General features: G+C 63.5%; 25 protein-coding genes and 1 tRNA gene. 9 read left to right on the top strand and 17 right to left on the bottom strand.

Annotated elements, in window-relative coordinates; genetic code table 11:
- Window positions 1-166: 166 nt before the first annotated feature.
- The 9 genes from K1X71_12130 to K1X71_12090 all read right to left on the bottom strand — a co-directional run bounded on the left by K1X71_12130 (window position 167) and on the right by K1X71_12090 (window position 8,421).
- On the bottom strand, window positions 167-1,207 hold the full coding sequence (locus K1X71_12130) for a type II secretion system F family protein (protein MBX7073887.1): 1,041 nt from the start codon (window positions 1,205-1,207) through the stop codon (window positions 167-169).
- Window positions 1,208-1,273: 66 nt separating this feature from the next.
- Window positions 1,274-2,203 carry a type II secretion system F family protein gene (locus tag K1X71_12125; protein MBX7073886.1) on the bottom strand — a complete coding sequence of 310 codons (930 nt, stop codon included), beginning with the start codon at window positions 2,201-2,203 and terminating at the stop codon, window positions 1,274-1,276.
- Between the two features lie 15 nt (window positions 2,204-2,218).
- Window positions 2,219-3,580: a CpaF family protein gene (locus K1X71_12120; protein ID MBX7073885.1), complete on the bottom strand. Its 1,362-nt coding sequence runs from the start codon at window positions 3,578-3,580 to the stop codon at window positions 2,219-2,221.
- 61 nt (window positions 3,581-3,641) lie between these two features.
- A complete protein-coding gene (locus tag K1X71_12115; GenBank protein MBX7073884.1) occupies window positions 3,642-4,757 on the bottom strand; it encodes a hypothetical protein in 1,116 nt (371 codons plus the stop codon).
- Between the two features lie 57 nt (window positions 4,758-4,814).
- Window positions 4,815-5,993, bottom strand: coding sequence for a hypothetical protein (locus K1X71_12110; GenBank protein MBX7073883.1), 1,179 nt, complete (start codon window positions 5,991-5,993; stop codon window positions 4,815-4,817).
- Window positions 5,994-6,035: 42 nt separating this feature from the next.
- Entirely contained in the window at window positions 6,036-6,944 is a 909-nt protein-coding gene (gene cpaB / locus K1X71_12105; GenBank protein ID MBX7073882.1) for a Flp pilus assembly protein CpaB, read from the bottom strand.
- Between the two features lie 34 nt (window positions 6,945-6,978).
- On the bottom strand, window positions 6,979-7,398 hold the full coding sequence (locus K1X71_12100) for a pilus assembly protein (GenBank protein ID MBX7073881.1): 420 nt from the start codon (window positions 7,396-7,398) through the stop codon (window positions 6,979-6,981).
- 30 nt (window positions 7,399-7,428) lie between these two features.
- Entirely contained in the window at window positions 7,429-7,935 is a 507-nt protein-coding gene (locus K1X71_12095) for an A24 family peptidase (protein ID MBX7073880.1), read from the bottom strand.
- Between the two features lie 153 nt (window positions 7,936-8,088).
- Window positions 8,089-8,421: a hypothetical protein gene (locus K1X71_12090; GenBank protein ID MBX7073879.1), complete on the bottom strand. Its 333-nt coding sequence runs from the start codon at window positions 8,419-8,421 to the stop codon at window positions 8,089-8,091.
- Between the two features lie 450 nt (window positions 8,422-8,871).
- On the opposite strand from K1X71_12090, the gene K1X71_12085 reads away from it, so the two are divergent.
- Complete coding sequence (locus tag K1X71_12085; GenBank protein MBX7073878.1) at window positions 8,872-9,861, top strand: phosphoglycerate dehydrogenase; 990 nt, start codon at window positions 8,872-8,874, stop codon at window positions 9,859-9,861.
- Between the two features lie 75 nt (window positions 9,862-9,936).
- Here the strand turns inward: K1X71_12085 and K1X71_12080 are convergent, their stop codons facing one another.
- The 5 genes from K1X71_12080 to K1X71_12060 form a co-directional block, all read right to left on the bottom strand.
- Entirely contained in the window at window positions 9,937-10,269 is a 333-nt protein-coding gene (locus K1X71_12080) for an iron-sulfur cluster assembly accessory protein (GenBank protein ID MBX7073877.1), read from the bottom strand.
- A gap of 191 nt (window positions 10,270-10,460) precedes the next feature.
- Complete coding sequence (locus K1X71_12075) at window positions 10,461-11,507, bottom strand: type II secretion system F family protein (protein ID MBX7073876.1); 1,047 nt, start codon at window positions 11,505-11,507, stop codon at window positions 10,461-10,463.
- Between the two features lie 122 nt (window positions 11,508-11,629).
- Window positions 11,630-12,724, bottom strand: a complete 1,095-nt coding sequence (locus tag K1X71_12070; GenBank protein MBX7073875.1) for a hypothetical protein — start codon at window positions 12,722-12,724, stop codon at window positions 11,630-11,632.
- A complete protein-coding gene (locus K1X71_12065; GenBank protein MBX7073874.1) occupies window positions 12,705-13,223 on the bottom strand; it encodes a hypothetical protein in 519 nt (172 codons plus the stop codon). The genes K1X71_12070 and K1X71_12065 overlap by 20 nt, the downstream gene beginning before the upstream one ends.
- Window positions 13,224-13,228: 5 nt before the next feature.
- A complete protein-coding gene (locus K1X71_12060; protein ID MBX7073873.1) occupies window positions 13,229-13,870 on the bottom strand; it encodes a sigma-70 family RNA polymerase sigma factor in 642 nt (213 codons plus the stop codon).
- Between the two features lie 251 nt (window positions 13,871-14,121).
- On the opposite strand from K1X71_12060, the gene K1X71_12055 reads away from it, so the two are divergent.
- The 6 genes from K1X71_12055 to K1X71_12030 all read left to right on the top strand — a co-directional run bounded on the left by K1X71_12055 (window position 14,122) and on the right by K1X71_12030 (window position 22,039).
- The gene (locus K1X71_12055; GenBank protein ID MBX7073872.1) at window positions 14,122-14,448 is read left to right on the top strand and encodes a hypothetical protein; all 327 of its coding nucleotides are present in this window, start codon (window positions 14,122-14,124) and stop codon (window positions 14,446-14,448) included.
- A 327-nt stretch (window positions 14,449-14,775) separates the two neighbouring features.
- Entirely contained in the window at window positions 14,776-15,750 is a 975-nt protein-coding gene (locus tag K1X71_12050; GenBank protein ID MBX7073871.1) for a hypothetical protein, read from the top strand.
- A gap of 26 nt (window positions 15,751-15,776) precedes the next feature.
- Complete coding sequence (locus K1X71_12045; protein ID MBX7073870.1) at window positions 15,777-16,262, top strand: histidine phosphatase family protein; 486 nt, start codon at window positions 15,777-15,779, stop codon at window positions 16,260-16,262.
- A gap of 196 nt (window positions 16,263-16,458) precedes the next feature.
- Window positions 16,459-17,391 carry a sulfotransferase gene (locus tag K1X71_12040; protein ID MBX7073869.1) on the top strand — a complete coding sequence of 311 codons (933 nt, stop codon included), beginning with the start codon at window positions 16,459-16,461 and terminating at the stop codon, window positions 17,389-17,391.
- A complete protein-coding gene (locus K1X71_12035; GenBank protein MBX7073868.1) occupies window positions 17,388-18,107 on the top strand; it encodes a class I SAM-dependent methyltransferase in 720 nt (239 codons plus the stop codon). The genes K1X71_12040 and K1X71_12035 overlap by 4 nt, the downstream gene beginning before the upstream one ends.
- A 47-nt stretch (window positions 18,108-18,154) precedes the next feature.
- A complete protein-coding gene (locus K1X71_12030) occupies window positions 18,155-22,039 on the top strand; it encodes a hypothetical protein (protein ID MBX7073867.1) in 3,885 nt (1,294 codons plus the stop codon).
- Window positions 22,040-22,048: 9 nt separating this feature from the next.
- Here the strand turns inward: K1X71_12030 and cls are convergent, their stop codons facing one another.
- Entirely contained in the window at window positions 22,049-23,506 is a 1,458-nt protein-coding gene (cls, locus tag K1X71_12025) for a cardiolipin synthase (protein ID MBX7073866.1), read from the bottom strand.
- Window positions 23,507-23,689: 183 nt separating this feature from the next.
- On the opposite strand from cls, the gene K1X71_12020 reads away from it, so the two are divergent.
- Both K1X71_12020 and K1X71_12015 read left to right on the top strand, forming a co-directional pair.
- Window positions 23,690-24,076 carry a DUF1622 domain-containing protein gene (locus K1X71_12020; GenBank protein MBX7073865.1) on the top strand — a complete coding sequence of 129 codons (387 nt, stop codon included), beginning with the start codon at window positions 23,690-23,692 and terminating at the stop codon, window positions 24,074-24,076.
- Window positions 24,077-24,246: 170 nt separating this feature from the next.
- Window positions 24,247-24,321, top strand: a tRNA-Pro gene (locus tag K1X71_12015).
- 63 nt (window positions 24,322-24,384) lie between these two features.
- On the opposite strand, the gene K1X71_12010 is transcribed toward K1X71_12015, so the two are convergent.
- Together K1X71_12010 and K1X71_12005 are read right to left on the bottom strand one after the other, a co-directional pair.
- Complete coding sequence (locus K1X71_12010) at window positions 24,385-24,954, bottom strand: hypothetical protein (protein ID MBX7073864.1); 570 nt, start codon at window positions 24,952-24,954, stop codon at window positions 24,385-24,387.
- Window positions 24,955-25,359: 405 nt separating this feature from the next.
- The coding region (locus K1X71_12005) for a hypothetical protein (protein ID MBX7073863.1) at window positions 25,360-25,977 on the bottom strand (618 nt) is incomplete at its 5' end.

Genomic DNA, 25,977 nt, shown 5'->3' with positions numbered 1-25,977 from the left:
CTGCGAGGGAATTAACGAGCCGAACTTTCCGGCGATGCGGGCGGCGGGCCGGCCTGGGGGCTACAAGTCTGGGGAAGAAATCGGCGGCGGCGTTTTTACCCTCTCGCCGCGAGCGCGGCTACGCTGCCGCAATTCTAGCAGCCCGGCGAATACTTCCCCGGGGTTGCTAATCGTCGAATCCCTGACCCAGTTGATCCAGGGTGTCGATCACCCGACTGGGGGCAAAAAGCTGACCTGCGTCCCCTGAGAGCACGCTCTGGCCGTGGGAGGGGGCCAGGAACTCTTTCAATTCGATGACGGCCGGCGCGGTCAACAAAATCAAGGCCGCCGGCGCGAAGCAGAACATCAGCGGCAACACCAGTTTGACCGGAGTCTTGTTGGCCTGCTGCATGGCCGCTTGCTTGCGGGCGGTGCGCAGGTGGTCGGCCTGGCTTAACAACGACGGCGCCAGCTTGGCGCCCAATCGATCGCCCCGCGTAAGCAGGCTGGCGAACTGGCGTATCTCCGGCAGTTGCACACGGGCGGTCAGTTCGGCGAGCGCCAGTTCCAGCGTACTCATTTCCGACTGGCGCTTGAGAATCGTCAACTCCGTGGCAAGATCAGGGTAGCTCGAAAGTTGCCGCGTCACGTAGTCGACGCTGTTGCCAAGCGACAGGCCGCTGCCGACGCACATGCTGAGCATGTCGATCGTGTCGGGCAGGCCGCGGCGGATGGCCTTCATGCGGCGCCGGCGACGGAAGAAGACATACAACCTCGGCAGCATGCCAAGCACCGCCGCCGACAAGCCACCAGCGCACACTGTGATGAATGTGTAGCGACTATCTAGCAACACGCAGAACACGCCAGCGACCAAGAGCGGAGCGGCGAGCAGGATGAACCGCAACGCGTAGAACGTGGTTGCCGCGTTCGGGCTGTAGAAGCCGGCGCCGTGGAGCAGCTTTTGAAACTCGCGGCGCTCCTTGCGACTTTCGGGAAGCTGAGCCGCTAATGCAGGCGCAAGGTCTTGAAAGAGGCTGGAATCGGTCTCATGCAGCGGCTGGCCTGTCGCGGCCGCGAGCCGGCGAGCGCCCCGCTCGCGACGCCGCGCGCTCCACCAGCCAATGAGCCCGACAAGCGCGACTGAGGCAACAAACGCGCCCGTCACAAGGGCCCAACGGCCGAGGTCGGATTGTAGATGCCGCACTTCGATGACCGCCAGCAAGTTCATGGTCGATGATCCTAGAATAATGGCGTCGGATACGAATTCTGGAATGAATGAGTTCTTAGACAACGACTAGTAATCGACTTTGGCGATGCGCCAGACCCAAACAAACCCCACCAGGTCGAGCACAATGGCCACTGCCAACAGCGGCGGCCCCATGGGACTGGCGAGAAAATCGCCGAGGTAGGCGGGCTCCATCCAGGCCAACAAACCCACCGCCGCGAAGGTGCCGACGAACAAGCCGATCGCCGATATCTTGCTGCCAGCGGTCATGGCACGAACGTGGCCGCGAAACTCCTGGCGATCGCGGGTCGCGGCGGCCAGCCGCTCGACCAACAGCGCCAGATTGCCGCCCGTTTGACGATGCACCAGGATGGTGATCGCCAAAATCTTGAACTCCGCCAGCGGCAGTCGGCAGACCATACGTTCGAGCACCGCCACCGGCGACTGACCGAGCCGCAGTTGCGACGCGCTATCAGCGAACTCTTGAGACAATGGAGCCGGGGCGTCACGGGCCACCAGCTCCATGGCTTGCTCAAAACTGCGGCCGCTACGCACGCCATCGGCCAAAATCTCCATGGCTTCCGGCAACTGCTGCGCAATCAGCTTGCGGCGACGCCAACGCTTGATCGCCAAGTAGGCGAGCGGCGTCAAAGTTCCTAACAATAGACCGGCCGCCGCGAGCGGGATGTTTTCCAACAGCAACAATGGCGCTGCGAGGCCAACCACGCCAGTCCCCGCCACGATTGCTAGCGCTGTGGCGGCATTGGTCGCCACGCCCGACTGTTCAACCAGCTCGGCAAAGAGCCGATTGATGCCGGTCTGAGGAACGGGTAACTCCAGGCCTTTGGCGAGATCCCAGCCCGAGAGGCGATCGAGACCGATTCGGCGATCGACACCGACAGCGGCGGCCGCCCGAATGTCTCGGATGGAGAGGGCGACGGCGAGCGCGGCGGTGGTCGCAGCGGCGAAACCTAGAAACGTCAAAATGGCGATCGACATGGTTTTGCTCTGTTGTTAATCGCGAACATTCAATTGGCGCTGGATGAATAGGTCGTGCGGCAGTTCATGGCCCTGCTCGACCAATCGCGGCAAGCAGCGGGGCACATTGCCGGTGGCATGAAAGTGACCGCTGGCGGCGCCGGCTTCGTCGACACCGGTTTGCCGAAACGCGAACAGATCGCGAAGTTGGTACTCGCCGTCGTGCAGTCCGTTGATCTCGGAGACGCGCGTGACCCGGCGAACGCCACCCTTGAGGCGCGCCAGATGAACGACCAGCGTGATCGCGGAAGCGACGTAGCGGCGGACCACCATCACCGGTAGTTCGAAGCCGGCCATGCTGACCATCAGCTCCAAGCGCGAGAGAGCGTCGTGAGTGTCGTTGGCGTGGATCGTGGTGAGCGATCCTTCGTGACCGGTGTTCATCGCTTGCAACATGTCGAGCGCTTCGCCGCCACGGACTTCGCCGATCACAATGCGATCGGGCCGCATACGTAGGGCGTTGCGCACCATGTCGCGGGGAGTGATCTCGCCCGCCCCTTCGGCGTTGGCGGGTCGGGTTTCGAGCCGCACGACGTGTTTACGCTGCAATTGCAATTCGGCGGCGTCTTCGATGGTCACCAGTCGCTCGCCATGCGGAATGAAGCGCGACAGGTTGTTGAGCAGCGTGGTTTTGCCGGCGCCGGTTCCACCGCTGATCAAGATGTTCACGCGGGCGGCTACCGCCGACTGCAAGAAGGCAACGATCTCTGGCGCCAACGAACCCGCGGCCAACAGGTCGTCGAGTTCCAGTGGACGGCGGCCAAAGCGGCGAATCGAGAGGGTGGGACCGTTCAGCGCCAGCGGAGGAATTACCGCGTTGACGCGAGAACCATCCGGCAGACGCGCGTCGACCATGGGCGATAATTCGTCGATGCGCCGGCCCATGCGGGCGGCGATGCGCTGAATAATCGACAGCAGGTGCTGATCGTCGGCGAATACCGTGCCCGTCTCTTCGAGCCGGCCATGGCGTTCGATGTACACCTCATGCGGGCCGTTGACCAGAATATCGGACACGCTCGAATCATGAAGAAACGGCTCGAGCGGGCCGAGGCCAAACGATTCGGCCAAGAGCTCGTCGACCAGGCGCTCTTGATCGATGCGCGACAAGAGTTCTGGCCGAGAGGCGAGCAGGCGCTCGGCCAGGACGCGCACATGCTCCTTGAGCTGCGCGCTGGTGAGGGCGCCAATGCGCGACAGGTCGAGGGCGTCGATCAGTTCGCGGTGGATGCGCGTCTTGAGCCGCTGAAACTCGGTTTCAAAGGGGTCGACGCAGTCCGCCGCCCGCGAGTCGGGTTGCGACCACAGGTTGAGGGACAGGTCCAAGTCGCTCGAATACATCGTAAAACTCCGCTGAGTGCTAATAGGCAAGTGGTCTTGATGCGGCTATGCCCACAACCTGCTAGTTCAATTGGACGTTGCGAGCCAAGGTGGCGAAGCTGCGATTGATTCGCGACAGCGACGACGATTCGGCCAGAGGCACGCCTTGATTGATGGCGTGATTGACCGAACTGGTGTCTTCGGGAATCGAGTGCATGACCGATAGTCCCAAGGTCTCTTCGACTTTGACCAGCGAGAGTTGCCCTCGTTGACCGCTGCGAGCCAGAACCAGGCGAAACTTGTCGCGCGAGACGCCGCTACGCAGCGCCACCTCCAGCGACCAACGGGCGCGGCGCACGCCAGGCACATCGGGGCGGACGATGAATGTGACGAGGTTGGCCAGTCGCATCGCCTCTAGCTGGGTGGCGTCGAGTTGATGATTGAGATCGAGCACGGTGGTCGAGTACATGCGCCGCAGCAAGGTCAAGAGTTGCCGCACCAGTTCGGGACGCAGCGGCGAATTCGACAGGGCGCCATCCACTGGGAAAGCGTCGCCCGCCAACACATGCAGGCCGGCGCCATGCAAGGTCATCGAGGCGGCGAGCATCTGCCGGTCCAGACGCGGCAATTGGTTGCACACACTGGACAGCGAGAACCGCGGTTCGATATCCAACAACAGCGATAAGTCGCCAGGGCCTGCCTTAAACTCGGCCAAGGCCACCTGCTGCTTGGATTGTCGAGCCATGTCGGCGGCGACATTGATGGCGGCCGTGGTGGCGCCGACGCCGCCGGTGGCGGAGTAAATCGCTATCACACGACCACGTTCGTCGGGAACGTGGCCGTCGCTTTCCAGCTTGGCCACGGCGGCCCGGAACTCGTCTTGAAAGTGGTTCAGGTCCAAATACATGGCGGCGCCGGCGGCCATCGTCGCGCGAATGGGCTCGGCGTCGAGCACGGCGCCGGTCACCAGGATCGGCGCCTTGGCGACGCTACGCGCCGCCTGAATGGCTTCGACCACTTCGCTCAAGGCGCCTTCGCAGACGACCAACACCAGCTCGGCAGCGGCTTCGGCAAGTCGGTTGGGCAGGTGGTGGAAATCGACCGCGTCGAGCGAATCGCAGATCAATCCTTCGCTCAGCACGGCGCGGCGCAACTCGTGGCTGCGCCCGCGGTTTTGGTCGGCGACAACGATTCGCATCTCAGGCACCTCTTTTCGCGTGGATTTCGGGAATGATGGTTTGGGTTGGAACGTGGCTCAACTCGTCAGCGCGAGTTTGTGCAGATACAGATTCTGCTCGGGACGGAGCGGACTTTGGGGCGAGGTCGTATGAACGGTGGGATGTATCAGATAGGCTGGCTCGATGCGGAGCGTCAATTGGCGCCCTTCCACCTTGGCCTCAAGCACGCGGGCGGCCACAAAGCCGATGATTCGCGCCTCGTGCGATTTTTCGTCGAGTTCGCTATAGATCGGAAACGCGCGGATGTTGCGTTGGCTGCGCGCGACCTGGTTGAAGCGGCCGGCCAGTTCCGCGGCGGTGGCCGCGGTCGCCTTTTCGGTCGCGAGCAAATTCAGGGGGGCGGTGGGGGTGGCGGGACCAAGGATTTGAGTTCGCGGCAGTAGTTCGCTGGGCACGACGCCATGAGACACTTGTTTGATGGCGGCGGCCAAGTTGAGTTGTGAGCCCGTGGCGACGATCGCGCTGTTGGAGGGGAGGGGAGACGACTGCTGCGCCGCCAGACGGACCACTAGCTCTTTGACGCTGTTGGAATCTGAGTCCTGGCTGCGATCGTGCTTCCAGGCACGGCTCGAAATCGCCAGCGGCGCCACCGGCGCGCTGAGCCGGTGAGTCGGTCGAAAGCCAACCACATGATTGTCGAGCGTGGCCAGCGAATTGCTGCCAACCGTGGTTGCGTGCGGACGCATGAATCCAGCCAGCAGATGCAGGACCGGGTTATCTCCTGACCGCGAACGTTGAGCCTCAACGCGAACCGTGTTAAAGGCATGGGTGGCGCCAGTGGCGGGCCGCAATCCAAATCGCGGCCGAGGGGCCTTGGGATCGGGCACACGGCCGGCGGTCAACTTCACATCGCTGGCGTGCAGTTCCAACGCGGCGCCACCGGCACTGTTGGCGCGGTGGCGATAGTGTTGGGCCAGACGCCGAGCCGCGACAACATCGTCCGCCGGTCGCGATTGGGGTTCGCCTTGAGCGTCGCGCAGCAGATCCTCGTCCAACAGCGCCGGAGCGGCGGCCAACGCGATCAAGTCGGTTCGCTTTTGCATATTCTGTTGCATAAGCACCAGATAGGCCCAATTGATCGACCAGGCGGCCAAGGCGATGCCGATGACGATCACCGCCAGCAGCACGAGGGTGACGGCGCCGCGGCGGTCGTAGGCCTGGCGATGGCTTCTCGTGTTGTGTCGTTGATTCTTCATGGCGCGAAAACTGGCAAGTGTGATAGGCGAAGTGTCGTTCGACTAGAAACCGCTCGAAAAGATCCCTTCGGCCGCGACCGGCGTCGACGCGTTGCTTTCCGTTGCGGTGCGATTAGCCGATTGCTCGGCGGCGGCCGTCGCCTCGCGCGATTCGTTGATCTGATCGTTGGTGAACGTGAGTTCTTGCATCGAGTCGCCGCGCCACACCTGCGCCTTCTTCTGCACCACGGGGGGCAGGCCCAGGATGCTGGCGGGGTTCACGCGGTTTTCGCCCGCGTTGTGACTGGCCAGTTGAATGGCTTCGGTGGCGCTACGAAGGGTGACGCTCAACGTGCCGAAGCGCTGGGCCAGAATCAGCTTGTTGGCGTCTTCCGGCGTGGCGGCCACGGTGATCGTGCGCAACGGCTGGTTCAGCCGCTCCTCGGTCGGATAGAGGTCTTGATTGGTGGCCAGCACCTTGATGCCTTTGAGCAAGGTCAAAGTCGACACGCCACCCAATTCGGGATGCTCGCCGCGGACGGTGAGCGATAGATCAATGAGGGAGTCGGGCACCAGTACGCCATCCAAGGCGTCGTTGGAATCGACCGCTACGGTCACCGCGCGGAAGCCCGGCGGAAGCTGTTCGGCCAAGGTCGGCGTCTTGCCGACGTCGTAGAGGTCTTCATCTTTGAGGGGTTCGCCCGCGATCACCGTGTCTTTCACCAGACGATAGAGGGCGACCGAAGCGCTGTGCAGGGCGTCGGCGGGGGCCTCGTTGACAGGCACTTTGATCTCTTCGATGTCCTGTTCGCGGATGCGGCTGTACTTGGGCAGATTCACTCGCGGCACGACGATGGTCGCGGTGCGGGCCGGAGCGGGTTCCAAGAATCGCTTCACGCTGTAGGCCGTGACCAGGCCCAACAGAATCGCGAAAACGCCAAGGCTGACGGTGGCAGGTGTGATGCGTTTCATCGAAGGGTTCCTCAAAGCCAGACGTTGTGTGTGCTTACTCTTTACGGGCGACGTAGGTCGTCGATAGTTTGTGGCCAGACAGTGAAATTCCGATGTACTTGAGCAGGTCGGGCGCGGCGGCCGCGGCATCGACGCTGACCGTGACCGTTACCGGCTTGCCCGGCGCGACAAGCGAGACGAACGGCGGATCGATCTGCACCACGTCGATCCGCGGTCCAAACTTCCAGGGTTGCAGCGAATGGGCCACCGCTTGCTCGACCGTTGCACGGGTGGCGCCCGGCATGGTGGCCTCGCGAGCGCCGACTCCGGCGGCGGCGCTCACCGCCTGGCCAGCGACCAGCAACAGGCTGATCTCCACGATCGCCAGCAGCACGAGCAGCACCACCGGGAGCACCATCACCAACTCGATGGTGAGGGCGCCACGACGGCGAGTTTTGCGGGATGGTTTGGACACGGTGAATCGACTCATGGGTGGAAAATTCGACTAGAGGCCTTGGGTCAAAACCGACCAGGCAAGGATCAGCCAGGCGCCGAGCGCGACCGGCACGGCAAACGGTAGCAGGCGATGTTCGACGCGCCTGGCGGGATAGCTCATGATTGGCTGCGGTGGACCAATGCGGCGCTGCATCTGCAAGACGCCTTTGTCGACAGCGACGTAGATCAACATGCCAATGGCCAATAGCGCGGCCAGCCCGATGCTGACGGCAAACGCCACCAACGTGAGCTTGGGACCGAGCCACGCGCCGAGCGCGGCCAGCAGCTTGACGTCGCCCATGCCGCTGCCCCCCATCAAGGCCGGCGCCAATAGCAGTGCGAAACCGACCAGCAACCCGGCTGCGGCAGTGAACAGGCCAAACCCTTGGGGGTGGAGCGTGTGAAACACGAGGCCCGCAGCCGCCACTGGCACGGTGAGGTAGTTGGGGATACGGCGATAGCGAATGTCGGTAATGGCCGCCGTGGCTGTGAAAGCCGCAACCGCCAGCAGAAACATCCAAGAGATCGTCACGTTGCTTCTCGTTGCGTTACTAGTTGCGTTGACTGGGAGAGAGTCCGGTGGATCTCCGCGGCACGGCGTACCGTGCCGCGGAGGACCGGGGATCGTTCAGGCGACCGCTTACGCCGCGGTCAGGCGAGACTTGCGGGACTAGAGGCCGCCCAGGTTGACCTGTTGGCCCATCCGGGGAACCGGCGGACGGCAGCTTGCGGCGCGGTTGCAGTTGGTGTCGACAAACACCGACTGCGTGGCGCCATCCATCGCGCTGTCGTGGGCGACAGCTTCGACCGGCCAGATGATGAAGTACGACTGGTCGAGCGAGACGATGGCCTCGGCGACATCGCCGAGTTCGCTGATGAGCGCGTCGCGGACAGCGCTCAAGCCGCCGACAATACCGATCACCAGCACGGTGATCAGCAGAATCCATTCGAAGGTGAGCACGCCGTGCTCCTCCTGCCAGACCCTTTGCAGTACTGCTTTCACACGGGACTCCTTGAACTAGAAACGCCCTGGAAACTAAGGTCGCCCGCCTTTCAGGCGACTCCTTCGCGCCGTGACTTTTGGTGTGAGATCAGAGCCAGCGGCGTCGAGTGCCTCTCGAAAAGCACCACGCGTACCAAGCGACAATACAATCGCAATCCGGCGCCGCGCAGGCCGCGATAACATCCGGCAGATTACGCGGTTAGGTCGAAAACACTGACGGCAATCAGGAGCGCCGCACAAAAATCGCGGTGTTGCGAAAATTCGACGCACGCCCTTCGGCGCCCACCGACGACGATGCGAAACGTCAACAACAACCGTACACACTGCGGCTTGGCCTCAGCGCGTTTTCGCCGATCGCGCGCGTCTGATAAACTCGTGCCGGTCGTGCGCCAGCGAGCGCCATCCAGTCCAGTCAGTCAGCTTGAGGCGCCCCCAAGCGGCGCGATTGTCATGCCGCGCGTCATGGTCTTTCCGTTCATGCTCAAGAACCAACCCGGTCCTTATCGCGACATTCTGGAGCGGGCCGGATTCGAGGTGGTCTATCCCCAAGACAACTCCGCCGTACTTGCCAATCCCGAGGCATTAGTGGCCGAGTTGCAAGGCATCGACGCGGCGCTGGCCGGTATGGAGCCATTCAACGCGCGGGTGCTGGCGGGCAGCCAATTGCGTGTGGTTTCGCGGATGGGCGTGGGATACGACGCCGTGGACGTGCCGAGCGCCAGCGAGCTGGGAGTGGCAGTCTGCATCGCCCCTGGCACCAATCAAGACTCGGTGGCCGAGCAGACCATCGCGCTCATGTTTGGCGTGGCGCGGGGCTTTCCCGGCCGAGATCAGGAGGTTCGCAGCGGACAGTGGAAGCGGCAAAGTCTGCCGCGGCTCGCGGGGCGCACCCTGGGGCTCGTGGGGCTGGGTCGAATCGGGCGAGCTGTGGTTCCGCGGGCTGTAGGGCTGGGACTAAAGGTGATTGCGTGCGATCCGTGCGCCGATCCCGAGTTTGTTCGGCAGTCGGGTGTACGACTGGTTTCGTTCGACGAGTTGCTGGCTGAGGCGGACATTGTGAGCCTGCACGCGCCGGCCTGCGCCGAGACGAACGACTTGATTAATCGCGACACACTCGCCCGCATGAAGCGCGGCTCGATCCTCATCAACACGGCGCGCGGCAACCTGGTCGATGAGGACGCGCTGGCCGAGGCAATCGCCAGCGGCCACTTGTTTGGGGCGGGCCTGGACGCGTTCAAGATCGAACCGTTGCCGCTCGATAGCCCACTGTTGAAGGTTGATCGCGTGCTGCTAGCGCCGCACATGGGGGGACTGGATCTGGAGAGCGAAGTCGCCATGAGCAGCCTTGCCGCGCAGTGCATTGTCGATCTGCACGAGGGACGCTGGCCGGAAGGCTGCGTGGTGAACGAGCAGATTCGCAGCGGTTGGCAGTGGCGCTAACCAACGAAAAAGCCTCGGGGGTTCATTCCCGAGGCTTTTTTTCGAATCACAATCTAGCGACTGTTTTCGGCTGACTTAGGCCGAGAAGCTGCTGCCGCAGCCGCAGCTCTTCACGGCATTGGGATTGTCGAAGGTGAAACCGCGTTTTTCCAGTCCGTCGTAGAAATCGACGGTGGTGCCGTCCAGGTAAAGGGCGCTCTTCTTGTCGACCACCACTGTCACTCCATGGTGGGAGTACTTGCTGTCGGCCTTCTCGTCGAAGCTGGTGTCGAAGCCCAGGCTGTAACTAAAACCGCTGCAGCCACCGCCAACCACGCCCACCCGCAACAGGGTGTCGTCGGTCAGCTTCTGGTCTTGAATGATCCGCTTGACTTCCGACGCGGCCTTTTCGGTCAAAGTAAGTGCCATGTTCGCTCGTGCTCCCGGACGGGTTGTGGATGTGCTGTACGGCCGGCCCCCTGGACTGCTCCTAATTATACGATCGGATCAGGAATGGAAAGGGCGTAAATCGAGTTGCCGGACCCGATCTCGCTTGCGAATCTGGCGAACCTAGGGAACACCTGTACGGGTAATCTGGCAACTTTGGAGCGGGGTCGAGGTCAAAGCCCCTTGAGCGCGTCTTCCAGCGGAGCCAGGTACAAGGTGTTGAAGATGCGGAAAATCATCACGATGACCAGCGCCGCCACCAGCAGCCAGACGCCGAATCCAGCGACCCCCGTTAGCGTGGCCAAGGCCCGGCGCGCCTGTTCATCGTACTGGCGCGACAACAGTCCCATTTGCTCGGGCAGCTTCCCGCTGCGCTCGCCTACTTCGACGGCGTCCAAGAATTCCCGTGGAAAGACGCCCGACTGGGTCATGGCCTCGGTGATTTCGCGTCCGCGACCGATTTCTTGCACCATTAGCCCGGCGGCGTCGCGATAGCCGGGGTGCCGCGATGCGTCGAGCGCCAGCGGAATGGCCTTGCGCAGATCGAGCCCGGCATCGAGGGTGAGATACAAACTCCACGACAAGCGCGCCAGCGCCAATGTGGTGAGCGAGCCACCAATGACGGGCAGCTTGAGCGCCAGGCGGGCCAGTGGCCGCGCCCACAATTGGCCGCGCAGAATGGCGCGGATCACCAGGAAGGCGACCAAGGCGATGGCGCCGACGAGGCTGAAATAGATCGCCGCGCCGCGGCCACCCATCAGACCTAGACCGAGCAGGTCGATCGGTTCGGCGCCATTGCGATTGCCGATCATTCCCAGCACCCAAATCAAGAGCCCCACGATGCAAATGGCAAAGGTCAATTGAAAGAGAGGCCAGGAGATCGCGGCGAGGAACGTGCGGCGCAGTTTAACCTGCAGCTCATAGTGCTCGGCCAGGTGCTTGAGCGTTTCTGGCAGTCGCCCGGTCTCTTCCCCAAGCCGCACCATTTGCCGAAAGAGCGTGGGAAAGAAATCGCCCGTCTTGGCTAGCGCGTCGGTCAACGAATGACCACGATTCACGTCGAGGCGCAACTCCTCGAACCGCTCGATTAGCGCGCGACGTCCCCGCCCGCTCGCTTCGCGCGCCACCACGCGGCGCACATCGAGTCCGGCTTCGAGCGCGGTGGCCAACCGGCGGCAGAGCGCCGCCAGTTCGCGACTGGAGAGATGGTTGCCCAGCATGCGGTGTTCCGGCGAGTGATCGGCAATTGAGCTGGCCTCATTATAGAGGGCCAAGGCGCCCGCGCGGCGGACATTTTCACCCCGCGACTTGCGCGACAAATCGCTGCGGATGAGCGAAAGAGTTAGACCGCGCCGCGCTCGTCGCGGGGGTGGCGCTTGCCGGGTGGACCGGGGTGGTCCGCATCGGGGTCGTGCGGTCGCCGGCGGTCCGGCGGGCCGGGTCGATCGGCATCGGGACCGCGCCGGGACGGTCTTTGACGCGTTTTCAGCGGCTCCAAGCGTTGCCGGAACTGCTCGCCATGATTTTTGAACAAATACGCCTTGCGCAGTTCGCGTTCCATCTCGTCGGGGGGCAGGCTCAGCAAGCGGTCGCGCTCGGCGTCGTCGAGCTGCTTTTCGAAAAAATCCTTGAGTGCGACCTGGTTCTCGGCCTGCTCCTCGGGCGAGAACAATCCGAGACTGCCTCCCTCCCCCCAGCTACGCATCCAACTGCCGGTTTCCTTGGCAATTAGCTCCCAGCGTTGGCGGCGATCGGGCTTGGCATCGAGTTCGCGATCTAACCGCGGACTCAGTTGCGCTCGCAACTCGGTGAAGTCAGCCGGCTCCAAGTGATCGAGCAACTCGGGAAGCCCGCCGCGCCGCATTTCGCGGAGCACCATGAGGCGGCGATCCATCGGCGGCGCCTGCTCGGCCTTCTTGCGCTCTTCGGCGGTCATCAAGCGCTCGAGCGTCTTTTGGTCGATCCAGCGCACGATGGCCAACCGATCGGCCAACTTTTCAGCATCGCGGGCTTGGGCGGCGCGCAGTTCTCGAATTCTCGCCACGCGCTGGTCGGTGGCGAGTCGCGCAAGCTCGGCTCGCTGACCCGCTGTTAGCGTGGTGAGCCATTGATAGTAGTCGCGCATGACAGCGCGCAACTCGGCCTGCCGTGGATCGGCCATTAGTTCGCTTTCGAGCGTCAGCGCCGCTTTTTGCTCCGCGCGGTCCAATTGAGCAAAGCGGTCGTAGTTGCGGCGCAAGCGATCTTTTTCCACGGGCGACAGCGCCGCAAGCTTGGCTTCCGCGGCGGAGTAGTCTCCGCGCGCGCCGGCGGCCCACCACGACGCCAGGATCACCAGCGCGGCCCCCCCCACTGCCAGCATCTGGCGAAAGTGGCCGCTCAGCATGATCCGCCGCAGACGGCGGATCCCCGCGTGGCTAGTGACCTGTTTTGGCATCGGTCGGCGCCGCCTTGTCAAAAGGGATTTCGTCGGCCAATTGGCGGAGGAACTCGATGTTCCCTGCTTGTCGATACTCGTCCAGCCGCTCGACCACCGGCAAATGCTTGACCAACGCTTCGGTTTCTTGGCGACCCTGGTGGGAGGCGACGGCATAGCCCGCGGCGAGCGCCGCGGAGAGGACGGCCAGCGCCAAAAGCGCGTGTCGCCAGCGATCGTTGACCGCACTGCGTCCGCTGGCGGCGGCCTCCTGCTCGGCGCCGACGGCGGCCATTTCCACCGTCGTCGAGGTAAATGCCGTGCTGGCATGCGCGCGGGGCAGATGGTCGAGCGCGTCCCAAACACGCTCCAGCGAATGCACATCGGCGCGGGCCGCGTCGTCGCGCGCTAGCAGCGCTTCCAGGCGATGATTTACCTCGGGCGGCGTTTCGCCGTCGAGATAAGCGACGTACTCATCGTCGAGTCGCGCGGCGTCGTGTGGAGCGGGTTCGTTCGACATCAATGCTATTCCAATGGAGATCGAACGCCGGATTGCAAATACGGTTCGATCACGTCGCGCAGCGCCACCCGCGCCCGCGACAGCAGCGACTTGATGGCTTGCGGGCTCATCTGCATGGCTTCGGCGATATCCGCATAACCCAGCCCCTCGAATTTGTTAAGCAGCACGGCCATCCGCTGCCGCTCGTTGAGCACATCGAGCGCGGCGCGCACCACATCGCGCATCTCCTCTTTGTCGATTACGCGAGTCGGCATCATGCCGCTGGCCGCCTGAGCCAGATCGGCCATGCCACGCACGCTGCCCGACGAGCTGACTTCGTCGCGGACCTGCACTTCTTTGCGGCGCGACCGCCCGCGCCGCGCGTTGAACGCGACATTGTTGACGATGGTGAACAGCCAGGTGGAAAACTTGGCGCCGGCCGCGTAGTTTTTGCGCGCCCGAAACACGCGCAAGAAGACCTCTTGCGCCAAATCCTCGGCCTCCTGCGGGGAACCGACCAGGTGCTGTAGCACGGTCAACACCCGGTTTTGGTAGCGCTGCATCAGTTGTTCGAAGGCCGCGGCGTCCCCTTCGCGCACCGCCAGCATCAGCCGCACGTCTGGATCGGCTAGCTCGTACCGCCGTGCCGTGGATTCGGTGATCGCCAAAGTGGTCCCTGACCGTGGAGCAACAGCGAGATCGCCTGCCAATTACGATTAACCCCAATTGCAGAACATAGTTCCGCACTATTTGCCAATGTACCGCGCCGCCGCGCTGGGTTGGTAGCAAGCGGCCAGCTTGGGCCTGGCAAGGCAACCGAGCGAGGTTGAAATGAGATTTCCGCAAGATCATTGGCTAGACTACTGCTGAAGCTAGAATTCAAGGCAGTTCGGCCATCGGATTAGCTGGAGACACGTTCATGAAACGCATGCTGTTGACGCTCCTAGTGCTGTTGGTGCTCGGCGCCGCAACTTCCAGCGCGTCGGCCGGCTGGCGCCATCGCTATCGTGTCGCTTATCCCTACCGCGCTTACTATCCGGCGGTCGTCGTCGCCCCCGCTTACGTGGCGCCGCCAGTGTTCGTGCCGTCGCGCGGCGCCGCCTACAACGCCTACTATCGACCGTGGTATCCCTCGTACGCCGGCTATGGCTGGGGCCTGCCGGGCGCGTGGAGCTGGGGATATCCTCCGTACGGCGGTGGCGGAATCGGCTTCGGGGGAGGCGTCATGGTGGGACCCGGGTTCTAAAGCCCGCGCCACTCGCGCCTCGAATAAGCTACGTTTGAAAGCGCACTCGCGCCCCACTTGCTCTACGCGCCTACCCTTGAGGTCGCTTGCGCCGAGGAGACTCATGAATCGCATCACCCGCGTACAGTCGCCGCCACCTGTTTCTGGCCGATTGCGAGAATTCAAACGCCGCGCGCAAATCGAAGAATCGCCACGGCCGCGACCACCAGTGGACAAACCGCGCTCGCCCTCGCCGCGTTTAGTTGCCAAACGCCAGGCGAACTCCTAACCTGAATCGCCGCAGAGCGCGAACCAAACGCGCCGCGGCAGCAGGGATGGGAATCGGGCGTGGGATATCTGATCGGCATCGACGAGGCGGGCTACGCCCCTAACTTAGGGCCCTTGGTGATCGCTGCCACAGTCTGGCGCGTGCCCGGCAATCCCCGGCAGGGGGCCGATCTTTACGAGCGACTTGCCGGCGTCGTTTGCCGCCAGTCTGCTCGATCTCGGGACGGCGGCTCGGCCCGGTTGCCGATTGCCGATTCAAAAGTCTTGTACGGCTCGCAACATGGCATCGCGACGCTGGAGCGCAGTGTGCTGGCCATGTTGCGACTGGCGCGGCAGCGACCTCGCGACTGCCGCGATTTCTGGCGGCTGGTGGCGCCCGCGTGCCGCGACTACCTCGATGCGGTTCCGTGGCATCTCGGTTTCAATCCTTGTTTGCCGCTGGAGGCCGACCGTCGCGAACTGGCGCAAATCGCGCCTGTGCTGAAAGACGGCTTTCGAGATGCCCGCGTGCGATTGACGCAGGTGCGAGCCGTGACCGTGTTTCCCGAGCGATTCAACGCGCTGGTCGAGCAATATGGGTCCAAGGGGGAGGCGCTGTCGCGACTGTCGATTCAACTGCTGAGCGACGCGATTGCGGGCTGCGGCCCTGGCGAGGTGTTGGCCGTTGGCGACAAACATGGAGGGCGCAACACTTACGGCCGCTTTTTGCAGGAGCAGTTTCCCGACAGCCTGGTGGCGATCCACGGCGAAGCAGCGGCTGAAAGCGTCTACCGGCTGCGTCCGCTCGATCGGCGCGTCGAAGTGCGGTTCCGCGTGCGCGGGGAGGAGCACATGCCGGTGGCGCTGGCCTCCATGGTTGCCAAGTACCTGCGCGAGTTGTCGATGCGGGCGTTCAACGCCTTTTGGCGCGAGCAGCTTCCCGACTTGCGCGCGACGGCTGGTTATCCTGGGGACGCGGGCCGTTTCAAGAGCGAGATCGCCAGTCGGCAGATGGCGCTGGGCATCGACGACGCGGTGCTGTGGCGCTCGCGTTGATACAGCTCAATTGGGAAAACAATGCCATGCGGCTTTACATCGTCCGACACGCGTGGGCGTATGAGCGCGACGCCGACCGCTGGCCCGACGACGGCAAACGCCCGCTGACCGCCGAAGGGCGAGCGCGGTTCGCCAAAGTCGCCAAGGCGCTGGCGCAGCGCGGATTTGCCCCTACGGCGATTGCCACCAGTCCTTTGATCCGCTGCCGTGAGACCGCCGATCTCTTGTTGGCGCGGTTGCCTCGGTCGACGCAACTTGCAGAGCTCGACGCGCTGGCGCCGGGCTCCGATCTCAAGCGGGTGATGGAATGGACTCGCCAACGGCAAGGGGAAGATGTGGCCTGGGTCGGACATTCGCCCGATGTCGAGGAATTGACCGCCGCCTTGATCGGCGACGCGCACGCCTCGCTTCGGTTCTCCAAAGGGGCAGCGGCGGCGATCCGCTTCGAACGGCTTGGCTCCGGGCACGGCCAGCTCGAATGGCTGGTCACCGCCAAGTTGCTGGGCTGCTAGCGCACTGGCGTTTCTTGCAGAGCGCCGGCGACGCAGAACCTGCTTTGACAACTGGTCACTGTCTGGTCGAGCAAGCTATCCTAGCTACAGCCAGCCAGTGCTACGGTTGCGGAGCTTGCGCGGCAGCACGGCAGTTCAAATTGGACCTTCCAAAGGCGCGCCGCTGGGCCAGCCCTCTTAGCCATCCATCAGTTTGATGTCCGACACCGCTCAACCACTCGACCCGCACTGGCGCGACCACTTCATTTGCGAAGTGGGGGCGGCGCGCAGCGGCACTAATTTTCTGGGGGAGGTGCTGTCACAGCATCCCGAGTTGGCGTACTGGCGGCGGCCCAAGTACATCTGGCGGTACGGCAACGCGTGGCAGAGCGACGATTGCCTGACGCCGGCCGACGCGCGACCGGGCGTGGTGCGCTATATCCATCGCCAGTTTGGCGATTTTCTTGCTCGTAGCGGCCGCCAGCGTTTGCTGGTTTGCACACAGGCGAACAGCCTGTCGCTGGGGTTTGTGCATGCGGTGTTTCCGCGTGGCAAGATTGTGCACATCATTCGCAACGGGCGCGAGGTGGCCGCGTCGCAGAAGGAGGAGTGGCAAACCCACAACTCGCTGCTCCGCGCGAAGGGGAGCCGTCCACCCTATTACAAGCTGGTGTACAACCGCGTGCGCGAGGTGCCGCTGGTCGATCTGCCGGCCTACGCGGCTGAATTTGTGGGCACCACCTGGACTATGCTCGCGGGCAGTAAATACCGCTACAGCATGGGGCCAAAGATCAAGAACTGGCAGAAGCTAAAACGCGAGATGGACCGCATGGCGTTCACGGCCTACACCTGGCGCGAATGCGTGACCGCTGCCCGATCGTTTGGCAAGACGCTGCCTGCTGACCAGTATTACGAAATTCGGTTTGAAGACCTGGTTGGCCAGCCCGAAGCGTCTGTGCCACCGCTATTGGAATTTCTGGGATTGCCGCCGAGCCAGGAGGTGGACGACTTCATTGCCCGGCGGGTCGATCGCAGCGTGTCTGGCAAATGGCTCTCGCGGCTGACTGCCGAAGAGTTGGAAATCATCGAGCCATACGTCGCCGATCTGTGTCGCGAGTTGGGCTATGGCGAAGCGAGGCCTTCGTCGTGACAGAAGCTGGCCAGCGTGGCGACTCGCTCGATCCGGTTCGCGCCGAGTACGCGCGCCGGACCGAGCGCTTTGATTCGTTCACGGCGGACGAGCGCCGCGTCTTCGATCGGCTGATGGAGCGCCGGCATCGTCAGTATGAACGTCTGCTGCGCGAGGCCGGCTTGCTGCCGCTGGCCGACCGCCGTGTGTTGGATGTCGGCTCGGGGCGCAACGAGTGGCTGGTCGCTTGCCGCCAGCAATGGGGGCATACCGGCGGCGAGATTTGCGGCATCGATCTGCTCGAAGAACGCGTGGAGCGGGGGTTGGCCGAGTCCCCCGACCTGGACCTGCGGGCGGGAAGCGCCGACTCGCTGCCTTGGCCAGACGACCATTTCGACCTGGTGCATCAAGGGATGCTGTTGACCTCGATTCTCGACGAGGGATTGCGGCGCAAAATGGTGGCGGAGATGCGCCGCGTGACGCGGCCCGGCGGCTTTCTATTGTGGTACGACTTTGTCTGGAACCCGATCAATCGCCACGCACAGGGCATCTCGGCCGGGCAGATCGGACGCGAGTATTTTCCCAACTGGCGGGTCGTGGCTAGCCGGCGGGTGACGCTGGCGCCCCCTTTGGCTCGGCTTTTGCTCCGGCTGGGCGAGCCGCTGGTCGATCTGGCCGAGAGCTTGCGGGTATTGAACTTCTGGCACTTGGCGCTCTTTGAAAAGCCGCGTACCTAGAAAAGGGCCGCGTTTTCGTCCCGGTCGGCGCAATCGGCGCCGGCGCCGTGCAGAAAGGCTCGACCGGCGCGCAGGCCGCCTATAATGGAAAAACGGCGGCGGCGAAGGAACCACCGCGCCCCACGACGCGTCTAACTGAAACCGATATGGCCGGCGCCGTCACCACGCCCGAACCCCCCGTCAACCCGCCAGAAGCGGCGCGCGCAGGGCGCTATGTCGAGTACGAGCAATTCATCGAAGGGCAGATCAACCGCACCCGCCGGCAGGTCAAGCTGGTCGAGGTGTCGGTGGCTGTGGTGCAACTCATTGTTTGCGTCCTGGCGTATGTGCTGCTGGTAGTGCTGATCGACCACTGGGTGGCGCCGGGGGGCCTATCTCCCACCGCGCGGCTGGTGGCGTTTTTGGGGTTGGCGCTGGGCAGCGTCGGCCTGTTTGCCTGGCGCGTGGCGCCGATCATGCGGCGGCGCGTGAATGTCGTGTACGCGGCGCACTCCATTGAGCAAACGCAACCGTCGCTCAAAAACAGTCTGGTCAACTTCTTGTTGCTGCGGCGCGAGAAGGAGCACCTGGCCGACGCCATTTATCAGGCCATTGAGCAGCGCGCGGCGCGCGATCTGAACGACGCGCCGGTCGAAGACGCGGTGGATCGCTCGCATCTGGTGCGAGTGTTTTACGTGCTGGCCGCGCTGGTGATCGTGCTCTGTCTGTACAAGCTCTTTTCTCCCAAGGATCCACTGCGGACGTTTGGCCGCCTGGCCGCGCCCTGGGCCGACATCACCTCGCCCACGCGGGTGACGATCGTCGATGTTCAACCGGGCTCGACGCGCGTATTTCGAGGGCGGGTCGTCAAGGTATCGGCGCAGGTCGTTGGCCTACGTCAGGGCGAGCCAGTTCAATTGGTGCTCTCCACGGCCGATGGCCAAATGGTGCGCCAACCGCGGCCAATGGCCTTGCCGGCCGATGGCTACCGGCACGAATTGGATTTGCCGGGCGACGTGGGAGGCTTGCAGCAATCGGTCGAATATCAACTGACCGCTGGCGACTTCACGAGCCCAACTTTCAAGATCGAGGTGGTGACCGCGCCTTCGATCTTGGTGGAGCGCGTGCGATACGACTATCCGGCGTATGCCGATGTGGCGCCGCGCGTGGTGGAGAAGCAAGGCGACTTGCATGGCATTGAGGGGACGGCAGTCACTATCGACGCGGCGGCCAACGTGCCGATGAAGGCGGCTTACATCGACTTCAACTCTGACGGTGGACGCGACTTGCCGCTGGTCCTCGAAGGCAGCAAGGCCACCGGATCATTCAAGCTGCAACTGGGCGACGGCGGCCGGCCGCTGCATGAGAACTATCAGATTCGCTTCACGGATGAGCACGGCAACGAGAACCCGCAACCGATTCGGCACGCCATCGAAGTTGTGGCCGACCAACCGCCCGCGATCGAAATCACCGAGCCGGCTAAGGATTTGGTTGAGATGGCGGTCAACGGTTCGCTGCCGATCCGGCTGCGGGCAGGCGACCGCGACTTTCGGTTACGGCGCGTGACTCTGCATTTTTCCAAGGATGGCAAACCGCTGACGAGCGAGTTGCTGCTCGACGCTGCCCGCGCCGGCACGTTTGAAGCGGGGCACGTGTTCGAGCCGGCCAAGTTCGCGGGCTTCCAATTGAACCCGGGAGACGTGATCGAGTACTGGGCCGAGGCGCGCGACAATCGCACTCCCACCGCCAACCACGCCGAGACGGTGAAGTACAAGATTCGCCTTGCCGAGCGCGTGAATCAAAAAGAAGAGGAACGGCAGCGCCGCGAGGCGGAACGCAAGAAGGAAGAAGCCGATCGTCAAGCGCGCGACGAGGCCCAGTCCAAGGGCGAGCAACCCAACGACGATTCGAAGCCGACCAGCCCGGCCGATGCGCAAGAGACAGAAGCCCCAAAGGAAGACCCGACCAACGAGCAAAAGCCGGTCGACCCCGAGCAGGACGCCGCGGAGGCGCTGGAGCGGATCGTCGATTATCGCGAGCAAAAGGAGTCCAAGGCCAGCGACTCCGCGCAGCCGCAGGAAAAGAAACCTTCATCGCCAGACGAACAAGTATCGCAGCCTCAGGAAGTAACAGGAGACAACCCCGAGCAGCAGCCGCCGCAAGACGAGCAAAAGCCCAAGGAAAAGCCCGAGCCGAAGAAGCAGAAGCCCGACGAATCGGAGGGGGATGGTCAAGACGGCGGCGCTGGCGGACAGAACGGCGGCAAAGACAAAAAGAAGCCTCCGCAAGAGGAAGATCAACAGTCGGGGGGCGAAGGAGAATCGGGGTCTTCGCAATCTGACGAGTCGCAAGAGTCGGGGAGCGGAAACTCCGCCAAGCAGAAACTAGGCGAGGGGCAAGGGGGTCAGCCGCAATCGGCCGAACAACAACCGGCTAGCGATTCCTCGTCGGGCGAAGGGCAGGCGGGCGATGGCCAGTCGGGGGGCACAGAGAAGTCGCAGCCCGGCAGCCAGTCAGCGGCGCAAGACGGCGCCTCGACGTCGGGCGGGTCCAAGAAACCATCTGGCGCCGGCCAATCCCAATCGAAGTCCCAAGACGAAGGTCAGCAAGCAGGCGCCGGCGACAATAGCCATCAGCCGGGGGAGGCCGAATCGCAGCAGTCGACCGGCGAGGAACAAACCGATCGCGCTGACGAGGGCAAACTGCCGCAGGCGGGCGAGGGGCGTTCACCCACTGGCGAGCAGGCAGGCGACGCGCCTAAAGAAGGCGAAGGCGATCGCGCCGGCGACCCAGCGGGCATGAAGGAACCTCAAGCGAAACCGGATGGCAAGGCGCCGGCGCAAGAGAGCCAAGCTGGCGGGGGCGATCCGCAGCAGCAAAAAGGGAATCAAGGCGCCGGCCAAGGTTCGCAACAGCAGAAGCCGTCTCCCAATGCGCAAGGCGCCAATCAACCCAAGTCGAAGCAGCCTGGCCAACCAGGGCAACCGCCCGAGCAGAACGAAGCCGAACAGGCCGACAGCCCGAGCAACAGCGAGAAGGAATCGAACTCGCGCGGGGGAGAAGCGGGAGATCGATCGGGGGGCGGCAAGAAGGGGGGCGGACAGAAGGCGAACTCAGCCGGCACAGGCGCCGCAGGCCAAAACACCGAGAGCGATGAAGGAGCAGGTCAGGCTCAAAGCGCTGGCGGCGGCGAGACCTCGGGCAAGGCGGGCAATAGCGCCGCGGGCCAAAAGCCCAGCGGTGGCAGTGGCAGCCAAGCCGCCGGAGCGGGCTCGGCGGGTGAGTCGGGACAAGGGGGCGGAATGACCGGCGGAAAACCCGGGGATGGCGACGCCCAGCCGAGTCAACGCGCGCCGCTTGGCGGTGAGCGACCGGGGGGCGCGGCCGCCGGCAGCGCTGCGGCCAAGAAGCCTGGCGCGGCGACGAACCGAGACGCCTCTGAACCGCAACCCGGCGAGAAAGATCCCACGGAAATCGATGCCGAGGAAGATCGCGCGCAGGGGCCGAGCAAAGCGGGAGGCGCCCCAGAACACGAACCGGTGGACGGGCAACAACAGGAAGAGATCGCCACCGAAGCCGATCCCGCGAATCTGGAGTACGCGAAAAAGGCCACCAACATGGTGCTCGAATCGCTGGAGCAGCAAGTCGACCGCGGCGAGATCGACCCGGAGTTGCTCAAGAAGTTAGGCTGGACGCCTGACGACATGAAGCGATTTGTCGATCATTGGAACAAGCTACGCGACGCGGCGGCGCATGATCCCAAGGCCAGGCAGCAGCTTGACGAGGCGATCGCGCGGTTGGGATTGAAGCGGCGGCGCGTGTCGATCGAGCAGCAGAGCATTGGCGGCGACGACAAGATGCTGCGCGAGATGCGCTGGACCAATCCGCCGGCTGAGTACGCCGAGCAGTTCAAGGCGTATACCGAAGGCGCCGCGCGGCGGCCCGGGCAGTAGCGCGGCGCCTCACAACAACGGCGACACCAGATAGGCCACGCGCTCAGCGAGTTGTTCGCGAAACGTGCTCAGCCGCAGTTTCTCCGCGGCGACCGGAATGGAGTTTTGCAAATAGTGGCGCTGCAGATCGCGCACAGCGCAGGTGAAGCCATCGTCATACACCGCCAGCGTGGCCTCGAAGTTAAGCGTGAGGCTGCGTAGATCGAGATTCAGCGAGCCAAACAGGCAGAAGTCGCGATCGACCGTGATCGACTTGGTGTGCAACAGCCCACCGCGGAACAGCATGATCCGCACGCCGGCGCGCGACAGCGCCGAAAAGTACGATTCGCTGACAAGCTGGACCAGTCGCGAATCGACCTTTTCGGGCAATACCAGGGTGACGTTCACGCCGCGCCGCGCGGCCGACGCGACCGCGGCCAGCAGCAACTCGTCGGGCACGAAATAGGGCGTGGTGAGAATCACCTCCTCGCGCGCCATGAGAATGGCGCACAACAGCACCTCGCGAATCTCCTGGTGCGGCATCTGCGGGCCGGACGCCAATAGCTGCACGGTGGCGGGGCCCACCTCGGGCAACTGGTGCACATCGCTGGTTGGCGCGAGTTGGTCGAAGCCTTCGCGGGCTTCGAGTTCCCAATCTTCGAGAAAGGTGATCGCCAGCGATTCGACCGCCGGGCCGCGCAACCGGGCCATGGCGTCGATCCATTGCCCCACGCCGGCCGACTGCTTGAAGTAGCGGGGGTCGGCGATATTGAGGCTGCCGGTGTAGCCGATCTCGCCGTCGATCACCGCGATCTTGCGATGGTTGCGCAGGTCGAGCCGCGCCACGGTCAGCCGCCAGATGGAAACGGGCAAGGCCTCGCGCACCGCCACGCCGCCGGCGCGCAGTTCGCGAATCATGGACCCTTTCAAAAACTGGGCGCTGCCGAGCGCATCGACCAACACGCGACAGGTGACGCCGCGCGCCGCGGCGCGCACCAGCGCGCGCCCCAGGTCGTCGGCGATGCCGCCATCGCTCCAGATGTAAAACTCCAAGTGGCAAGTGCGCTCGGCGGCGTCGATGTCGGCGATCAGCGCGCGAATCGATTCGGCGGCGTCGCGCAGCAGAGTGATTTCGTTGCCCGGCACGGGGGGGCTGTCGAAGGTGCGCAGCGCCAACCGCGCAAAGCCGCGTTCGTCGTCGGAGTCGAGGGTGGCCAAGGGATCGGGAAAGCGCCGCGTCATGGCTTGCAACCACTGGTCGTACGGCTGCTTGAGCTGTTGCCAGAGCTTCATGCGGCGACTGCCGAGCCGCAGTTCGCCAAACATCATGTAGGCGACAGCGCCGCCAATCGGCACGGCCAGCACGACGATCAGCCACGCGTAGGTCGTGCCGACCGGCAGGCGGCGCGCCAAGATGCGCGCCGACAAACCAAGCCGAATCAGCCAGTCGAGCACCAGCAAGAACAGTCCGAAACCAGGCTCTGGCAAGGCGCGGGCCCTCGGGGACGGCGTGAGCAAACGGCAAGTGAGGCACAGCCGCCTACTATACTGCCGCTGCAATCGCCCGACGATATGCGGGCGTTTCGCCGCCGCGCAAGTGGCCGGCGCCGCGGCCAGGGCGCTCCTACAATTGAAGGAACCATTTCGCCACACGAGGTCGCGAGGCGCGGCATGACAGACACCGGGTTGATGACAGAGTTCCGCCAACTCATGGAGTCGCTGGGCATCGGCATCGATGCGGTGGGCGTGTTGGTGGTGGTGATTGGCGCGCTGGTCGCGACCTTACGATTTCTGGCCGCCAGCTTTCAGGCTCAAGAGTCGTATCGCCGCTATCGGCAAGACCTCGGCCGCGCGATCTTGCTGGGGCTGGAATTTCTGGTGGCGGGGGACATTATCCGCACGGTGGTCGTCGACCCCACGATGGAGAACGTGACCGTGCTGGGGATGATCGTGCTGATCCGCACCTTCCTGAGCACCTCGTTGCAGCTTGAAATCGATGGCCGCTGGCCGTGGCAGCGCGGCGACGGAGGCCGCTCGGCGGGCACGACGCCGACCTAGCTGGACTAGGGCATGCTGTTTCCGTGGCTTCATGCTGGCATCCCGCGGCGCGGGCTTGGTCCGGCTAGTCACCTCTGGCGTCGTCTGCGATACTATTTTCCTTGTGCTGGCTGACGGGCGATCGTCGAACCACGTGCGATCTGGGATTGTCTTTCGGCAAGCAACAAGAGCGGAGCGTAGCTCAGCCTGGCTAGAGCACCTGCTTTGGGAGCAGGGGGTCGCAAGTTCGAATCTTGTCGCTCCGATTTTTCGCTGCGCGGCGACCGCCCGTGCGCTGAGCGATCGCAATTTCTCGCGGCGTCGGCGCTCTATTGCCCCTCCTCGCGCAGCACCTCCAGCACGTAGTAGGGGCCGGGTTCCGGCCCCTCGCGTGAGCAGCAATCGGCAAGGGTTTCGGCCTCGGTCAGGGTGTCGAGCAGGCAATAGCGATTCACCGGCACTTCGCTCGCCAGTCCATTGCACGACAAAGGCGAACACTCGAAGAACGCCGAAATGCTCTTGCTCACCACGTCGAAGCCCAGCGACACAAAGTCGTTCGATAACGGTTCGACCATGAGCGCAGGAATGTCCAATGGCTCACGACGCCCTTGCACAAAGCGGACGGGCAGAAGCCGAAACGCGAACAGGCGCCACGCTTTGCTCGGGTCGACGTTCATGCTGCGCGCGTCGTCGCGCGAATCGAAGAATCCCAACTCGTTGTGCAGCCAGCGCTCGATCCAATCATCGGGCGCCGGATTGATGCAGTCGCTGACGCTGCAAATCTCGGCCACCGACTGCGGAAAGTTCCAGCCGCTCGGCAACGTCGTGCGCTTCAAGAAGTAGCCGATCAGCGTGAGGTTCGGTCCGGCCGACGACGATTCACATCCAGATACGCTCATCGAGAATACAACTTTTCATAACTACAAAAAGTGACAACCGCAGCGACGCCCTGTCGTGGCCGTTTCGATGTCGCGTTTTCCAGATCATTGATCCCTATCATCTGGCCTTCGAGCAGTGAGGAAAAGTGGCGAGTGGTTAGGGAAGAATGAACCGCTGAGATGTAGAGACGCCGAGGGGAAGAATAGTGGTTAGTGGTTAGTGGTAAGAGAAGGCCCCCCTCATCCGGCCTATCGGCCACCTTCTCCCCCTGCTGCGCTTCGCTGCGCGGGGGCGAAGGCCGAAGTCGGCTCGCGCGTTGGTCGGCATGCCCACGGCTGCGCCGTGGAGCATGGCACGCGGCGTTTTTTTCTGCTTTGCTGATCCCTGATCCCTGATCGCTGATCGCTGACCGCTAGTCGCTGCTTTCAAATCTGATTCGGACGTTCGTCGACGAAGGAGGGTTTTTTGTCCTGCTCGCGCTGGCGGGCGACTTCGGGATCGTGGCCGTAGAGCTCTTGGTCGTCGCGCGGGGTGTTGCGCGGCGCATCGCCGCGCCGTGAATCGCTGCGCCGTGAATCGCCATACGGCGATTCAAATTCGTCTTCGTCGTCGTCAGCGGGGGGCGACTTGCCGCGGGTGCAGGGATCGTACGGCTCCGACAAGATCGAGGCGCGGCGGCGCTCGTGGATGTCGGAGTCGATGTCGTCTCCCCACAGGTCGGGGCCAAAGCGGTAGCGAGTTGGGCCGGCGCGGCCTTCCGCCTTGAGCTTTTGATGCGCGGCGTACTCCGCCTCGCGCCGCTTTTTGTAGCCTTCGGTGAAGCCCTGCCGGCTACAGAACTCGAGCCAATCCTGCGACAGGGGATTTGGCTTGGGGTTATGCCACTCGAGCAGGTCGTGAATGTGGTCGGCGTCGTAGACGAAGTGGGTGCCGTACGTGTCGCGGACGTAGACCGGATTCTTGCTGCGGAGATTCTTGGGCGAAACGACGTGGACCGGCTGAGCCGAGCTGAACAGGTCTTCGTTAGAAGGCAGATTGTTGCG

This window comes from Pirellulales bacterium (genome assembly GCA_019694455.1).
In the GTDB taxonomy this organism is placed as follows: domain Bacteria; phylum Planctomycetota; class Planctomycetia; order Pirellulales; family JAEUIK01; genus JAIBBY01.
This window is presented reverse-complemented; position numbering and strand designations above follow the sequence as displayed.

Bases quoted from the DNA above. Each gene is read 5' to 3' on its own strand.
- K1X71_12130 (MBX7073887.1), bottom strand. From the start codon at position 1,207: ATGAACTTGCTGGCGGTCATCGAAGTGCGGCATCTACAATCCGACCTC.
- K1X71_12125 (MBX7073886.1), bottom strand. From the start codon at position 2,203: ATGTCGATCGCCATTTTGACGTTTCTAGGTTTCGCCGCTGCGACCACC.
- K1X71_12120 (MBX7073885.1), bottom strand. From the start codon at position 3,580: ATGTATTCGAGCGACTTGGACCTGTCCCTCAACCTGTGGTCGCAACCC.
- K1X71_12115 (MBX7073884.1), bottom strand. From the start codon at position 4,757: ATGCGAATCGTTGTCGCCGACCAAAACCGCGGGCGCAGCCACGAGTTG.
- K1X71_12110 (MBX7073883.1), bottom strand. From the start codon at position 5,993: ATGAAGAATCAACGACACAACACGAGAAGCCATCGCCAGGCCTACGAC.
- cpaB (MBX7073882.1), bottom strand. From the start codon at position 6,944: ATGAAACGCATCACACCTGCCACCGTCAGCCTTGGCGTTTTCGCGATT.
- K1X71_12095 (MBX7073880.1), bottom strand. From the start codon at position 7,935: ATGTTTCTGCTGGCGGTTGCGGCTTTCACAGCCACGGCGGCCATTACC.
- K1X71_12085 (MBX7073878.1), top strand. From the start codon at position 8,872: ATGCCGCGCGTCATGGTCTTTCCGTTCATGCTCAAGAACCAACCCGGT.
- K1X71_12080 (MBX7073877.1), bottom strand. From the start codon at position 10,269: ATGGCACTTACTTTGACCGAAAAGGCCGCGTCGGAAGTCAAGCGGATC.
- K1X71_12075 (MBX7073876.1), bottom strand. From the start codon at position 11,507: ATGCTGGGCAACCATCTCTCCAGTCGCGAACTGGCGGCGCTCTGCCGC.
- K1X71_12070 (MBX7073875.1), bottom strand. From the start codon at position 12,724: ATGCCAAAACAGGTCACTAGCCACGCGGGGATCCGCCGTCTGCGGCGG.
- K1X71_12065 (MBX7073874.1), bottom strand. From the start codon at position 13,223: ATGTCGAACGAACCCGCTCCACACGACGCCGCGCGACTCGACGATGAG.
- K1X71_12055 (MBX7073872.1), top strand. From the start codon at position 14,122: ATGAAACGCATGCTGTTGACGCTCCTAGTGCTGTTGGTGCTCGGCGCC.
- K1X71_12045 (MBX7073870.1), top strand. From the start codon at position 15,777: ATGCGGCTTTACATCGTCCGACACGCGTGGGCGTATGAGCGCGACGCC.
- K1X71_12040 (MBX7073869.1), top strand. From the start codon at position 16,459: ATGTCCGACACCGCTCAACCACTCGACCCGCACTGGCGCGACCACTTC.
- K1X71_12020 (MBX7073865.1), top strand. From the start codon at position 23,690: ATGACAGACACCGGGTTGATGACAGAGTTCCGCCAACTCATGGAGTCG.
- K1X71_12010 (MBX7073864.1), bottom strand. From the start codon at position 24,954: ATGAGCGTATCTGGATGTGAATCGTCGTCGGCCGGACCGAACCTCACG.